At 69.4% G+C, this 13949-nt stretch carries 9 protein-coding genes and 1 riboswitch; of the genes, 3 read left to right on the top strand and 6 right to left on the bottom strand.

Features of this window, described 5'->3' with window-relative positions:
- Positions 1 to 111 precede the first annotated feature (111 nt).
- The gene (locus tag KF892_17925; GenBank protein MBX3626903.1) at positions 112 to 1641 is read left to right on the top strand and encodes a YifB family Mg chelatase-like AAA ATPase; all 1530 of its coding nucleotides are present in this window, start codon (positions 112 to 114) and stop codon (positions 1639 to 1641) included.
- Between the two features lie 18 nt (positions 1642 to 1659).
- Here the strand turns inward: KF892_17925 and KF892_17930 are convergent, their stop codons facing one another.
- From KF892_17930 to metH, 4 genes are all read right to left on the bottom strand, one after another.
- Entirely contained in the window at positions 1660 to 2238 is a 579-nt protein-coding gene (locus tag KF892_17930) for a glycine zipper 2TM domain-containing protein (protein MBX3626904.1), read from the bottom strand.
- A 25-nt stretch (positions 2239 to 2263) separates the two neighbouring features.
- Positions 2264 to 3772 (bottom strand): DUF1501 domain-containing protein, encoded by a 1509-nt coding sequence (locus tag KF892_17935; protein ID MBX3626905.1) that lies wholly within the window; start codon positions 3770 to 3772, stop codon positions 2264 to 2266.
- A 13-nt stretch (positions 3773 to 3785) separates the two neighbouring features.
- Entirely contained in the window at positions 3786 to 5447 is a 1662-nt protein-coding gene (locus KF892_17940) for a DUF1800 domain-containing protein (GenBank protein ID MBX3626906.1), read from the bottom strand.
- A gap of 278 nt (positions 5448 to 5725) precedes the next feature.
- Positions 5726 to 8431, bottom strand: a complete 2706-nt coding sequence (gene metH / locus KF892_17945) for a methionine synthase (GenBank protein MBX3626907.1) — start codon at positions 8429 to 8431, stop codon at positions 5726 to 5728.
- A 115-nt stretch (positions 8432 to 8546) separates the two neighbouring features.
- Positions 8547 to 8634, bottom strand: a riboswitch (S-adenosyl-L-homocysteine riboswitch).
- A gap of 160 nt (positions 8635 to 8794) precedes the next feature.
- On the opposite strand from metH, the gene KF892_17950 reads away from it, so the two are divergent.
- Together KF892_17950 and KF892_17955 are read left to right on the top strand one after the other, a co-directional pair.
- Positions 8795 to 9418: an OmpA family protein gene (locus tag KF892_17950; protein MBX3626908.1), complete on the top strand. Its 624-nt coding sequence runs from the start codon at positions 8795 to 8797 to the stop codon at positions 9416 to 9418.
- Between the two features lie 99 nt (positions 9419 to 9517).
- A complete protein-coding gene (locus KF892_17955) occupies positions 9518 to 10723 on the top strand; it encodes a phosphohydrolase (GenBank protein ID MBX3626909.1) in 1206 nt (401 codons plus the stop codon).
- 3 nt (positions 10724 to 10726) lie between these two features.
- Here the strand turns inward: KF892_17955 and KF892_17960 are convergent, their stop codons facing one another.
- Positions 10727 to 11779: a homocysteine S-methyltransferase family protein gene (locus KF892_17960; protein MBX3626910.1), complete on the bottom strand. Its 1053-nt coding sequence runs from the start codon at positions 11777 to 11779 to the stop codon at positions 10727 to 10729.
- Positions 11780 to 11801: 22 nt separating this feature from the next.
- Positions 11802 to 13949 carry an EAL domain-containing protein gene (locus KF892_17965; protein ID MBX3626911.1) on the bottom strand — a complete coding sequence of 716 codons (2148 nt, stop codon included), beginning with the start codon at positions 13947 to 13949 and terminating at the stop codon, positions 11802 to 11804.

Genomic DNA, 13949 nt, shown 5'->3' on the forward strand with positions numbered 1-13949 from the left:
CGGTGCAGATCCGACCTTTGCGGGATGGTCGGGGCGGGGTGGCTGCGGACAATGCGCTCCGCATCAAAACAAGGCGGCATGCAGCCGCCGGGTGCCCCAAGGGAGAAAACCATGTCATTGGCGGTGATCCACAGCCGCGCGCTCGACGGCCTGGCGGCGCCCGAGGTCACGGTCGAGGTCCATCTGGCCAATGGCCTGCCGAGCTTCACGCTGGTCGGGCTGGCCGACACCGAGGTCAAGGAGGCGCGAGAGCGTGTCCGGGCGGCCCTGCAGAACAGCGGCCTCGAATTTCCATTCAACAAGCGCATCACGGTCAATCTGGCGCCGGCCGACCTGCCCAAAGAGACCGGTCGCTTCGACCTGCCCATCGCGCTGGGAATCCTCGCCGCGAGCGGCCAGATCGACCCGGCCCTGCTCGGCCACTACGAGTTTGCTGGCGAGCTTTCGCTCTCGGGCGAGCTGCGGCCGGTGCGCGGGGCGCTGGCGATGGGCCTCGCACTCAAGCGCCGCGAGGGGGCGACGCCCCGTGCGCTGGTGCTGCCACAGGCGAGCGCGCAGGAAGCGGCCCTCGTCGAAGGCCTGCCCATCTTCGGCGCCGCCCACCTGCTCGACGTCGTGCAGGCCCTGCTGCCGGGCGACGCCGCCCAGCGCGGCGAACTCCGGCGTGCGCAAGCCCACACCGTGCCCGTCACCGACACGCTCCCGGACCTGCGCGACGTGAAGGGCCAGGCCGGCGCCAAACGTGCGCTCGAAGTGGCCGCTGCTGGCGGGCATTCGCTTCTCATGATGGGCCCGCCCGGCACCGGCAAGTCGATGCTCGCGCAGCGCTTCGCGGGCCTCCTGCCCCCGCTCACCCAGGACGAAGCCCTGGAGTCGGCCGCCGTGCTGAGCCTGTACCACGGCTTCTCGCCCGAGCGCTGGCGCGTGCGCAACGTGCGGGCGCCGCACCATGGGGCCTCGGCGGTGGCGCTGGTGGGTGGTGGGTCGCCGCCGCGCCCGGGCGAGATCTCGCTGGCTCATCACGGTGTGCTCTTCCTCGACGAACTGCCCGAGTTCCCGCGGGCGGCGCTCGAAGCCTTGCGCGAGCCGATGGAGACCGGCCGCGTCACCATCTCGCGGGCCGCGCGGCAGGCCGAGTACCCGGCTTCCTTCCAGTTGATCGCCGCGATGAACCCGTGCCCGTGCGGCCACCTGGGCAGCCCCTTGCGCGCTTGCCGGTGTACGCCCGATGTGGTGCTGCGTTACCAGGGCCGGCTCAGCGGCCCCTTGCTCGACCGCATCGACCTGCAGGTGGAGGTGCCGGCCGTCCCACCCGACACGCTCGCGTCGGCACCCGATGGCGAGCCCAGCGCCCAGGTGGCCGATCGGGTGATGGCCGCGCGCGAGGCGGCGCTGTCACGCCAGGGGTGCACCAACGCGCGCCTGGCGGGCTCGGCGATCGACATGCACTGCGCGCTGGGGGCCGCGGAAACGCGCCTGCTGCAAGGCGCCTCGGCGCGGCTGGGCTGGTCGGCCCGCAGCTACCACCGGGTGCTGCGCGTGGCCCGCACCGTGGCCGACCTGGCGGCCAGCCCCGACATCCAGGTGGCGCACCTGGCCGAAGCCATTCAATACCGGCGCCTGCTGATGGCGCCGGCCTGAGGGGCTGGGAAGAAAGCCTCAGCCCTTGGCCGGGCGCGGCTTCAACTCGTTGCCCTGCACCTCGACGCGTGCGCCCACCGCAGGCGCGGTCGATTGCGTGACGGTGCGGGTGCTGCCGTCGTCCATGCGCAGCTGCACCTGGTAGACCGTGGTGGCGCGGGCATGCTTCTCGATCTCATGACCGGCGAGGCCGCCGCCCACGGCGCCGAGCACGGTCATGGCCTTCTTGCCATTGCCGTTGCCGACCTGGTGGCCGACGACGCCGCCCACCACCGCACCGCCGACCGCGCCGAGGCCGGTGGCTTCACCCTTCTGCTTCTCCGCCTTGACGCTTTCGACGGTGCCGCAGTGTGCGCAGGTCACGGTGTTGGCCTGCTTGGCCGCTGGGGTGGCCTTCGCCACCGCAGGCTTGGCTGCGGGCACCGGCTGCGCGGCCGCCTGGGGCGTGTCTTTCGGCGGGCTCATCAACGCGCCGGCCAGGGCGCCGACGCCGAGCAGGCTCAGGCCGCCGGCCACCCACCAGACGAGTGGGTTGGCGCTGGGGCGCGGCACGGCGCCGGGGGCGATGGGTTCGGACAAGGAGGTGCTGCTGGTCATGGGTGAGACGGATGAGGAATGAAGCTCAGGTCCTCATGAACCCGAGGTCGCGCTGGAAGTTCCGCAGGTTGGGGAAGACCGAGTCGAGGTTGCTGTCGGAGACGCCGAACCACTTGCCGAGCGTGGCGCCGATCTGGTCGACCGAGACACCGGGCAGGAAGCTGCCGGAGCCCACCTCGTCGTTGTGGTTCAAGCCCACCTGCGGGAAGCGGCCGTAGATCTCGCGGCCGTTGACCGCGCCGCCGTATACGAAGTGGTGCGCGCCCCAGCCGTGGTCGGTGCCGTCGCCGTTGGTGGTGAAGGTGCGGCCGAAGTCGGAGCCGGTGAAGAGCGTCACGCTGTCGCGCAGGCCGAGCGTGCCCAGCACGGTGTCGAAGTAGCCGATGGCATGCGACAGGCGCGCCATCAGGTCGGCCTGGGTGCGGTTCTGGTTGTCGTGGGTGTCGAAGCCGCCCATGCTGACGAAGAACACCTGCCGCTGCACGCCGAGGGTGCCGCGCGCCGCGATGATGCGGGCGACCGCCTGCAGCTGCTGCGCGAGGTTGTTGTTGGCGGCGACGCCGGTGGAGGGCGGCACGTACTGTGACGGCGCGGCCACCTGTCCGTTGGCGTCGACGAACGCCTGCTGGAACTGCGCCTGCGCATCGATCGAGCGCTTGGTGATGCTGGCCTGTTCGCGGCCGAGCAGGTGCGAGACGGTATTCGGGTCGCCGTTGGCCGTGAGCAGGTTGCGGTAGGCGGTGGCGGCGGCGGCCGAGCTGAAGAGGCTCCCGGTGATGCCGCCCACCGCGGTGGCGCCGCCGGTGCCGATCTGGTACTGGAAGACGTTCTGCCCGGCCATGAACACCGCGTTGCCGTTCACCGAGATGCTGGTGAAGACGGTGTTGGTGTTGCTGCTGGCCAGGAGGTCGCCGAAGCGGCCGCCCCAGCCCACGCGTGCGCCTTCGGGGCCGAGGGCCTGCCAGGTCGACTGCTGGTCGTTGTGCGAGAAGAGCTTGGCCGGCCGCGGGCGCGAGGGCAGGTTGGCCTGGTACTCGGCCTTGGTCATCGGGAAGACCAGCGGGCCGGCGTTGGCGATGATGGCCAGGCGGCTGCCGGTGCTGGCGTTGAAGAGCGTCTGCATCTCCGTCATCGACGGGTGCAGCGCGAAGCTGCGGGTGTTGTTGACCGGCGAGGCGGTGAAGGCGGGGTTGAGCGCCAGCACGCCGCCCAGCGCCGCTGGCGAAGCCCGTGGGGCGGTGGTGTCGGGCGCCGTGCCCACCGGGCGCAGCGCGATCGGGTCGGTGCCGGTGGCGCGCACCGTCTGGTAGGCCGTCCACGAGGCGGTATCGGTGGGCAGCACCGTGTTGGCCGAGTCGTTGCCGCCGTAAAGGAACAGGCAGACGATGGCCTTGTAGCTGGGCGCGGTCTGCGCCACTGCGGCGTTCATCGTCGCGAGGTTGAGCGCGAAGGGCAGCCCGGCCGGGCCCACCGTGCCCGAGAGGATGGCGGCGCGGCGCAGGAACTCGCGGCGGGAGGCGTGGTCGTGTCGCATGTCGGTCTCCCTCTTATTTCTGGACCAGGTAGTCGGGCGAGGCCATCGTGAGGAGGATGGCGATGAACACCCGGTCGCGTTTGGCCGCGTCGATGTTGGTCTGGTTGGTGGCCGGGATGCTGCGGCTGGTGACGGCATTGATCACCAGGTCGCGGTGGGCCGTGCTCATCTGGCCCGACATCAGCAGCCAGTTCAGCCGGTCGACGAGCGCGGTGGCGTTGTCGGCGATCGCGGTCTCGGCGCTGAAGTCGAGCTGGATGTCGCGGCTGGCGTTGACGGTGAGCCAGGTGCCGCGCAGGTAGTTGAGGTAGCCCGCGACCGACACCTCGTTGGCCAGCTGCAGCTCGGGCGCCACCAAGCCCGCGCCGGCCGCAGCGCTGTTGGGCGGCGTGAAGCCGGGGCGGTAGAAGTTGAAGACCGAGGGCGAGCGCATCGCCGTCTGGCTCAAGCGGCTGGCCGGGTCGTCGGTGTTGTCGATGCCGGTCCAGTTGCCGGTGGTCGACGTGGCCTTGAAGGCGCGCAGGAAGTGCGACAGGCGCAGCAGCGGCTCGCGGATCTTGCCGTAGTGCGGGTTGGCGAGGTCGGGGTTGCGTGCTTCGGGGTCGAGCAGGATGGCGCGCCACACCGCCTTCATGTCGCCGCGCACACCGCGGCCGTTGTTGTTGAACGCCGAGGCCACGCGGCCCACGTAGGCGGGGCTCGGGTTGCTGGTGACCATGCGCTGGATCAGCTGCTTGCCGATGAAGGGGCCGACGTTCGGGTGGTTGAAGAGGGTGTCGAGCGCGATGCGCAGGTCGGCGTCGGCATCGGCCGTGGTGCTGGCGGGGATGGTGCGGCCGAGGAAGCGCTTCTCGCTGGTGGAGTGGAACGCGTTGTAGGCCTGCATCGGCTGCCAGTCGCGGTCGGGCTGGGCGTCGGCGCCGCCGAAGCGGCGGGTGGTGCGGTCGGCGAGGTTGGGGCCGGCGTACCAGCTGTAGCCGGTGAAGACCTTGGCCAGGCCCTGGATGTCGGCGTGGGTGTAGGTCTCGGTCTCGGTGCCGCCGCGCGGCGTGCCGTCGTTGTTCAGCTCGTACAGGCCGATCGAGAACAGCTGCATGATCTCGCGCGCATAGTTCTCGTCGGGCACCCGGCCGGTCGCGGGGTTCTCCTTCTGGTTGCGCATGTGCGTGAGATAGATGCCCATCATCGGGTGCAGGCTCACCCGCTCCAGCAGGTCGCGGTAGTTGCCGAAGGCGTGCTCGGCCAGCATGTCGTAGTACGAGGTCACGCCGCGCGGGTTGTTGGCGAGCGTGCTGTCGGCGAACGAGATCACGAAGATCTGCGAGAGCGCGAAGGTGGCGCGCTGGCGCAGCTGGTCGTCGCGCGAGAGCGCCTGGGCCCAGTAGCTTTCGCGGAACTGGGCTGCGCTCGGGTCCTGCATCGTGGTTTCTAGCTCGGCATCGCGCCGGTCGTAGTGCGTGCGATGCGGCAGGCGCGGCAGGTTGAACTGCGCCTCGATCCAGGCGGCGAAGTTCGAGCGGGTCAGCGCGTTGATCGAGGCTTCGGTCGGGCCGTAGCTGGCTTGTGCGAGGAAACGCGCCGCCTCGTTGCGCGTGGGCGCCGGGCCGGTGTTGGCCGGCGTCTGCTGTTCGTTGTCTTCCTTGCCAGCGCCGCAGGCGACCACAAGGGCCGCCATCACCAGCGCGAGGCCGGTGCGGGTGCGCTGCTTCAGCCAAGCGCCCAATCGGCCACTCTGGCGCGAGCGTGTGTTCTCAACTTGCGTGCTGTCCACGGTCCCCTCCTCCGCATGTCGTCATGCTTGAAGGGACATTGTTCGGGTCACGCGCCGCGAAAAAACGTGAATTGTTGGCGGCCTGCGAAAGGCTTACCTCTCGCAACAGGCCTTTTGGTGTCGATTCATGCACACCTTGCGAGGGTGTGCATCGTCTGTAAGTGGATGCAAGCCGGGTCGTGTCAGGACAACAGCGGGGCGAGCGAGCGCTCGGCCTGCTTTTCGTCCACCGCGTTGCGGGCGGCCCAGTCCTTCAGCTGGTCGCCGCCGATCTTGCCGACGTTGAAGTAGGTCGCCTCCGGGTGCGCCATGTAGAAGCCGCTCACGCTGGCGGCTGGCGTCATCGCGAGGCTCTCGGTCAGGCCCATGCCGATGTCGTCGCATTGCAAGACGCGGAACATCTCGCGCTTCACGGTGTGGTCGGGGCAGGCCGGGTAGCCCGGGGCGGGGCGGATGCCGCGGTACTTCTCGGCGATCAGCTCTTCGTTGCTCAGCGCCTCGTCGGGCACGTAGCCCCACAGCTCCTGGCGCACACGCTGGTGCAGGCGCTCGGCGAAGGCTTCGGCCAGCCGGTCGGCGAGCGACTTGAGCATGATCGAGCTGTAGTCGTCGTGGTCATCGAGGAACTGTTTTTCCTTCTTGTCGCAGCCAATCCCGGCGGTCACGGCGAAGAGGCCGATGTGGTCGGCCTTGCCCGAGCTCTTCGGTGCAACGAAATCGGCCAGGCAGCGGTTGGGCCGGGGCACGCCGTCGATCACCGGGCGCTCGCTCTGCATGCGCAGGCCGCGCCAGGTCATCAGCACTTCGCTGCGCGACTCGTCGGTGTAGATCTCGATGTCGTCGTCGTTGACGGTGTTGGCAGGGTAGAGGCCGATCACGCCGTTGGCGGTGAGCCAGCGGCCCTTGATGATTCGGTTGAGCATGCTCTGGCCGTCGCTGTACACGCGGCGCGCCGATTCACCCACGATCTCGTCCGTGAGGATGGCGGGGTAGGGTCCGGCCAGGTCCCAGGTCTGGAAGAAGGGGCCCCAGTCGATGCACTTGGCGAGCTCGGCCAGGTCGTAGTTCTTGAACACGCGGCGGCCGGTGAACTTCGGCGCCGGCGGGGTGTAGGCCGCCCAGTCGATGGGCGTCTTGTTGGCGCGGGCCTTGTCCAGCGTGACGAGCGGCGTGGCTTTCTTGTTCGCGTGCTGGTGCCGCACCCGCTCATAGTCGGCATTGAGTTCGGCGATGTAGGCGCTGGCCTTTTCGTCCGACAGCAGGTCGCTGCACACGCTCACGCTGCGGCTCGCATCGGGCACGTAGACCACAGGGCCTTCGTAGTGCGGCGAGATCTTCACCGCGGTGTGCACACGGCTGGTGGTGGCGCCGCCGATGAGCAGCGGGATCTTCTTCACGCGGAAGTAGTCGTCGCGCTGCATCTCGCCGGCCACGTGCTGCATCTCTTCCAGGCTCGGGGTGATGAGGCCCGAGAGGCCGATGATGTCGGCGCCTTCGACCTTGGCGCGGGCGAGGATGTCCTGGCACGGGACCATCACGCCCATGTTGACGACCTCGAAGTTGTTGCACTGGAGCACGACGGTGACGATGTTCTTGCCGATGTCGTGCACGTCGCCCTTCACGGTGGCGATGACGATCTTGCCTTTGGCTTTTGCTTCACCCCCCGCGTCGATCAGCGCCTGCTTCTCGGCCTCGATGTAGGGCAGCAGGTGGGCCACCGCCTGCTTCATCACGCGGGCGCTCTTCACCACCTGCGGCAGGAACATCTTGCCCTGGCCGAAGAGATCGCCGACGACATTCATGCCGTCCATCAGCGGGCCTTCGATCACGTGCAGGGGGCGGCCGCCCTCGGCCTTGATCGCCTGGTAGACCTCTTCGGTGTCTTCGGTGATGAAGTCGTTGATGCCGTGCACCAGCGCGTGCGAGAGGCGCTCGCGCACCGGCTTCGCACGCCAGGCGAATTTCGCGCTGTCGTCCTTGGCCGCGCCCTTGGCGGTCTCGGCGATCTCGACCAGCCGCTCGCCCGCGTCGGGGCGGCGGTTCAGCACCACGTCTTCCACCCGCTCACGCAGCGTCGGCTCGAGGTCGTCGTACACGCCCACCATCCCGGCATTGACGATGCCCATGTCCATGCCCGCCTTGATCGCGTGGTACAGGAACACGGTGTGGATGGCTTCGCGCATCGGGTCGTTGCCGCGGAAGCTGAAAGAGACGTTCGACACACCGCCGCTCACCTTCGCACCCGGCAGGTTCTGCTTGATCCAGCGCGTGGCCTCGATGAAGTCGACCGCGTAGTTGTTGTGCTCTTCGATGCCGGTGGCGATGGCGAAGATGTTGGGGTCGAAGATGATGTCTTCCGGCGGGAAGCCCACCTCATCGACGAGGATGCGGTACGCGCGCTCGCAGATCTCGATCTTGCGCTCGAAGGTGTCGGCCTGGCCCTTCTCGTCGAAGGCCATCACCACGGTGGCGGCGCCGTAGCGGCGCACGAGCTTGGCCTGGCGCTTGAACTCGTCGACGCCCTCCTTCATCGAGATCGAGTTGACGATGCCCTTGCCCTGGATGCACTTGAGGCCGGCTTCGATCACCTCCCACTTCGAGCTGTCGACCATGATCGGCACGCGCGCGATCTCGGGCTCGGAGGCGATCAGGTTCAGGAAGCGCACCATCGAGGCCTTCGCATCGAGCATGGCCTCGTCCATGTTGACGTCGATCACCTGGGCGCCGTTTTCCACCTGCTGGCGCGCGACGGCCAGCGCTTCCTCGAACTGGCCGTTGAGGATCATCCGCGCGAAGGCCTTGGAGCCCGTGACGTTGGTGCGCTCGCCGATGTTGACGAAGAGCGTGCCCTCGCCGATCGAGACCGGCTCCAGGCCGGAGAGCTTCATGGGCGGGACGGGGGTGCGGGCAGCGGCGGCAGTCATGGCGTGGTTCGATGGAACTGCGCATGCGCCGTGGTGCTCACCCGCGGCGCATGCGTGCGATCGTGGGAATCGGGGCATGCAGGGGTGAGCGTCGTTGCGAGCTTCCAAGCCTGGCGGCGCTGGCTTCTGAGGCGAAGCCGGGCGCCGTCGCAACGCTCCTTGGAAGCCGCGAAGTTTAGCGGCGGCGGCCCGTGTGCGATACCCGCACATCGGGCCTGTGCGTCTCGAGCGCGGCCCAGCACCTGGTTACAAGCCCAGGCAGCGGCCCTGAACCTGATGGGGTTACCGGCGTTCCAATCGCCGCTCGTCACCAAAATCGACCGCACCATGACGTTTGCCCGCTCGTTCCAAGCCGCGCTGTGCGCGGCGCTCTTCGCCGCCGGCTGCTCGTCGCCGCCGCCCAAGGCCGTGCCGCCGGCGACCGCGGCCGTGCCCGGCTCGGCTGCCGGCCCGGTGTATGGCAAGGGCTCGACCGACGGCAAAGGCTTCTCGCCGCAGATGGAAGCGGCCGAGCGCCAGCTCAGCAGCGCGTTGAGCGGCTCCGGCGTGTCGGTGGCCCGCACCACCGACGAGCGCATCTGGATCACCCTGCCGGGCGACCTCACCTTCCAGCCCAATCGCTCGGCGCTGAAGCCGGGGGCCACCGCCTTGCTCGACAAGATCGTGGTCTCGTTGCGCGGCCTGCCCACCGCCGAGTTGCGCATCGTCGGCCACACCGATTCGAAGGGCGCCTCGGCCGCCAACGACGCGCTCTCGCTCGACCGCGCCGCCAGCACCCGCGACTGGCTCGTGGCCCGCGGCATGTCGCCGGTGCGCATCGCCGTGGCCGGGCGCGGCTCGCGCGACCCGCTGGCCAGCAACGACGACGAGGCCGGGCGGGCGACCAACCGGCGCGTCGAGATCCTGGTGGGTGAGAAGCCGCGCGCCGGCGCCACCACCAGCGCGAAGTAAGCCGCGGGCCCCCTCAAGTTCGAGGCAGGGCGGTCGAAATCCCAAACAGGGTGCCCGGTTCGGACGCCCGGCTTTCCGCTTCCGGCTTCGCACGCCCCCATGCCCGTCATCCAGCTGCCCCCCGAGATCCTGCGCACCGGCCACCCGGCGCCGGTGTCCGTGCGCGACGCCACCGGCCACCTGCTGCTGGCCAAGGGGGTGCTGGTGGCCACCGAGGAGCAGCGCCAGCGCCTGGTGTCGCGCGCGCTCTACGTCGACGAACTCGAAGGCGACCTGCTCAAGCGGGCGCTGGCCGGCAAGCTCGATTCCATGCTGCGGCAGAACGCCAAGCTCGGCCACATGGCCCGCGCCGAAGTGGGCGAGGTGGTGATGGGCACGAGCGGCCCGGCCGCCGTGGCCGTCGACCCGGTCACCGCCTGGGCCAACCTGCAGATGCGCGGACGGGCGTTGTTGCAGACGCCGGCCCCGGCCGACTTCCTCGCCAAGCTCGACAGGTTCCAGGCCGAGGTGCTGGCGCTGACCGAATCGGACGCCGACCTGGCCCTGCTGCTGCTGGTGCAGGCGACCTGCAGCGACGCCCACCACTACAGCGTCACGCACGCCCTGCTCGTGGCGGTGCTGTGCGAGCTGGCGGCGCGCCAGATCCCGTCGTTCACGCCCGAGATGCGCCATTCGCTGCGCGGTGCGGCGCTGACCATGAACATCGCGATGACCGCGCTGCAGGACCAGCTGGCCCTGCAGGAAGAACCGCCCGCGCCGCAGCAGCGGGCCTTGATCGACAACCATGCCGAGCGGGCCGTCACCTGCCTGCGCCAGGCCGGGGTGGCCGATGCCGTCTGGCTGGAAGCGGTGGCGCACCACCATGACACCACGCCCGGCCCCTTGGCGGGCCACCGCCCCGGCCTGCAACTGGCCCGGCTGCTGCAGCGGGCCGACATCTTCTCGGCCCGTCTGAGCATGCGCCGCGCACGCCCGGCACTCGCGGCCTCGGCCGCCATCAAGGCGGCTTACCTTGACGAACACCAGCAGGCCGACGAAGCCGGCAAGGCCATCATCCAGGCGACCGGCATCTACCCGCCGGGCAGTTTCGTGCAGCTGTCGAGCGGCGAAGTCGCGGTGGTGTTGCGCCGCGGCACGCACGCCAAGACGCCGAAGGTGGCCAGCATCGTCAGCAAGAGCGGCACGCCGCTCGTCGAGCCGACGCTGCGCGACACCCGCCTGCGCCCGCACGACGTGACGGGTGGCGTGGCCCCTCAGGAGGTGCGGGTGCGGCTCAACATGGAAAAGCTGTTGAGCCTGGCCTGACGCTCAGGCGGCGACCAGGCCGCTGAACAGCGGGTCGTGCTTGGCCCGCGGCCGATAGGCCGACACCTTCTTCGCAATCTCGGCGATGTGCGCCGGCGTCGTGCCGCAGCAGCCGCCTGCGATGTTGAGGAAGCCCGACTTCGCGAACTCTTCCAGCAGCCCGCCGGTGATCTCGGGCGTCTCGTCGAAGCCGGTGTCGCTCATCGGGTTGGGCAGGCCGGCGTTGGGGTAGCAGCTGATGTAGGTGTCGCCCGCGACCTTCGAGAGCTCTTCGATGTAGGGGCGCATCAGCGCGGCCCCGAGGGCGCAGTTGAGGCCCACCGCGATCGGCTTCGCGTGGCGCACGCTGTGCCAGAAGGCCGTCACCGTTTGGCCGGAGAGGATGCGGCCCGACGCGTCGGTCACGGTGCCGGAAATGATCACCGGCAAACGCTGCCCGGTCTCTTCCATCAGCTCGTCGAGCGCAAACACCGCGGCTTTGGCGTTGAGCGTGTCGAAGATGGTCTCGACCAGGAAGAGGTCGACCCCGCCTTCCAGCAGCGCCCGCGCCTGCTCGAGGTAGGCCTCGCGCAGCTCGTCGAAGGTGATGTTGCGGGCGCCCGGGTCGTTCACGTCGGGGCTGATGCTCGCGGTGCGCGGCATGGGGCCGAGCGCGCCGGCGGCGAAGCGCGGTTTGTCGGGGGTGCTGTACTTGTCGCAGGCCTCGCGGGCCAGCTTCGCGGCGGCGAGGTTCAGCTCGCGCACCAGGTGGCCGAGTGCGAAGTCGTCTTGCGCCACGGTGGTGGCGCCGAAGGTGTTGGTCTCGATGATGTCGGCGCCGGCCGCGAGGTACTGCTCGTGGATCTCGCGGATGACGTCAGGCTGCGTGATCACCAGCAGGTCGGAGTTGTTCTTCAGGTCCTTGCCGTGGTCCTTGAAGCGCTCGCCGCGCACCTGCTCTTCGGTGAGTTTGTAGCGCTGGATCATCGTGCCCATCGCCCCGTCGAGGATGGCGATGCGGTTCTTGAGGATCTCGGGCAGCGCCTGGGCGCGGGTGTAGGCAATCGGAGCGTTCATGCCCTCGATTGTAGAAACCGTGTCAAGTCCCGGCGCTGTCTGCCGCTTCGGCCGGCAGGATCGACTGAGGCAAGGTGTCACCGAAGAGCGAGGGCCGGAAGTCCAGCGCCCGCGGCCCTTCGTCGTTCATCGCCCACAGCATCAGCGCCTCGGGCGGCATCGGTTTGGCGAAGAGATAGCCCTGCAGCTCGTTGCAACCGAGCTGGCGCAGGATCTCCTGCTGTTGCTCGGTCTCCACCCCTTCGGCCACGACCTTGAGGCCGAGCGCCTGCGCGAGTTTCACCACCGCGTCGACGATGGCGCGCGCATCGGCGCTCGTTTCCAGGTCGAACACGAAGCTGCGGTCGATCTTCAGCTCTTCGGCGGCGAGCTGTCGCAGGTACGAGAGCGACGAGTAACCGGTGCCGAAGTCGTCGATCGACAGGTGAACGCCGATCGCCGACAGCCGCTCGATCACCTGCAGCGTGACGCGCGTGTCGTCCATCGCCGCCGACTCGGTGATCTCGCAGGTGAGCAGGGCCGGGTCGATGTGATGGCGCTCCAGCGCGCCGAGGATGCGCTCCACCAGGTCGGCCTGGCGCAGCTGGTGCACCGAGAGGTTGATGGCGACCCGCATGCGCAAGCCGTTCTCGCGCCAGGCGCGGATCTGCCGGCACACCTCTTCGATGAGGAAGTTGCCGAGCGAGTTGATGAGCCCGTAGCGTTCGGCCAGCGGAATGAAGATGTGCGGGCCGACCATGCCGCGCTGCGGGTGCTTCCAGCGCATCAACGCCTCGGCGCCGGTGATCTGGCCGCTGGGCGCGTGGATCTTGGGCTGGTAGTGCAGCGTGAGTTCGTGGTGGGCGATGGCGCGGCGCAGGTCCTGCAGCAGCTCCACCTGGTCGCGCGAGCCGGCCACCATGCGCTCTTCGAACATCGCGTGGCTCGCGCCGCCCGTGCGCTTGGCGTAGCGCATCGCGGCGGCGGCATGGGCGATGAGCCGCGTCGCGCTGCCGTGCTCGGGGTAGATGGCCACGCCGACGGTGCAAGAGACCGAAATCTCGTGGTCGTCGATGCGGCACGGCTCGTTCATGCCACCCAGGATGCGCTCCACCATGTGGGTGGCGTCCTGCTGCGTCGGGTTGCCTTCGAGCAGCAGCACGAACTCGTCACCGCCGGCGCGGGCGATCACGTCGTTGGCACTCGCCACCTTGCGCAGGCGCTGGGCCACTTCGCGCAGCACCGCGTCGCCGGTCGACTGGCCGAAGGATTCGTTGACCGCCTTCAGCCCGTCGACGTTGAGGAAGACGAGCGCCAGGCGGTGCTTCTGGCGGTCGGCGCGCACCGCGGCGACCTGCAGTGCTTCTTCCACCATCGAGCGGTTGGGCAGTTCGGTGAGGCGGTCGGTCTGCGCGGCACGCTTCACCTCGTCGCGGGTGCGCCGGAGCAGCCGGCGGAAGCGACCTTCGAGCACCGAGGTCATCAGCAGCAGGGCCAGCAGGGCCGGCACGCCCAGCGCGGCCAGGGCGGCCACGGTGGCGGGGGTGGTGCGGCTGGCGGCGAACGAGAGTGTGAGCAGCGGCACCGAGGCCGCGTGCAGCACGGCCGCGTTGCCGATGGAAATGGCGCCGCCCAGGCCGAGGGCGACACAGGCCTGCCACAGCAGGCCCAGGTGCGGGCGGCGGCGGCGCTGCTCGGCCACCAGCGCCAGCGCCACGCCAGCGCAGGCGCTGGCCATCAGGGCACCCGCGGCCAGCAGCGGCAGGTTCCAGTGCGGGGCCGGCGAGAGCTGCAGGGCCAGCAGGCCGAGCGCCGGCACGCCGCAGGCGCCCAGGCCGAGCACCAGGGCCGCGACCGTGACCCGGCCCAACCCCAGCTGCGGGCGTGCGCTCATGTGCACCCCCACCATCGAACTCACGAGCGCCAGCACCAGCGAGGCGAACACCCAGCCGCCGTGGTAACCCATGGCGAAGGGCAGGGGCTCGTTGGCGACGGCGATGAAATGGGCGGCCCAGGTGCCCGCGCCGAGGGCGACGGCGGAGGCGAGGCACGCACGCAGCGCGGTCGAGGCATGGCGCGACGACACGCCGCGCGCGAGATCGAGCGCGACGTAGGCGGCAAACACGGCCATCGCAGCGGAGGCGGCCCACAGCTCGGCGCGGAACCCCCACTTCAGAAAAGCCTCGTCCAT

It is taken from the genome of Rhizobacter sp. (assembly GCA_019635355.1).
GTDB lineage: Bacteria > Pseudomonadota > Gammaproteobacteria > Burkholderiales > Burkholderiaceae_C > Rhizobacter.

Bases quoted from the DNA above. Each gene is read 5' to 3' on its own strand.
- KF892_17925 (MBX3626903.1), top strand. From the start codon at position 112: ATGTCATTGGCGGTGATCCACAGCCGCGCGCTCGACGGCCTGGCGGCG.
- KF892_17930 (MBX3626904.1), bottom strand. From the start codon at position 2,238: ATGACCAGCAGCACCTCCTTGTCCGAACCCATCGCCCCCGGCGCCGTG.
- KF892_17935 (MBX3626905.1), bottom strand. From the start codon at position 3,772: ATGCGACACGACCACGCCTCCCGCCGCGAGTTCCTGCGCCGCGCCGCC.
- KF892_17940 (MBX3626906.1), bottom strand. From the start codon at position 5,447: ATGGCGGCCCTTGTGGTCGCCTGCGGCGCTGGCAAGGAAGACAACGAA.
- metH (MBX3626907.1), bottom strand. From the start codon at position 8,431: ATGAAGCTCTCCGGCCTGGAGCCGGTCTCGATCGGCGAGGGCACGCTC.
- KF892_17950 (MBX3626908.1), top strand. From the start codon at position 8,795: ATGACGTTTGCCCGCTCGTTCCAAGCCGCGCTGTGCGCGGCGCTCTTC.
- KF892_17955 (MBX3626909.1), top strand. From the start codon at position 9,518: ATGCCCGTCATCCAGCTGCCCCCCGAGATCCTGCGCACCGGCCACCCG.
- KF892_17960 (MBX3626910.1), bottom strand. From the start codon at position 11,779: ATGAACGCTCCGATTGCCTACACCCGCGCCCAGGCGCTGCCCGAGATC.
- KF892_17965 (MBX3626911.1), bottom strand. From the start codon at position 13,949: ATGGACGAGGCTTTTCTGAAGTGGGGGTTCCGCGCCGAGCTGTGGGCC.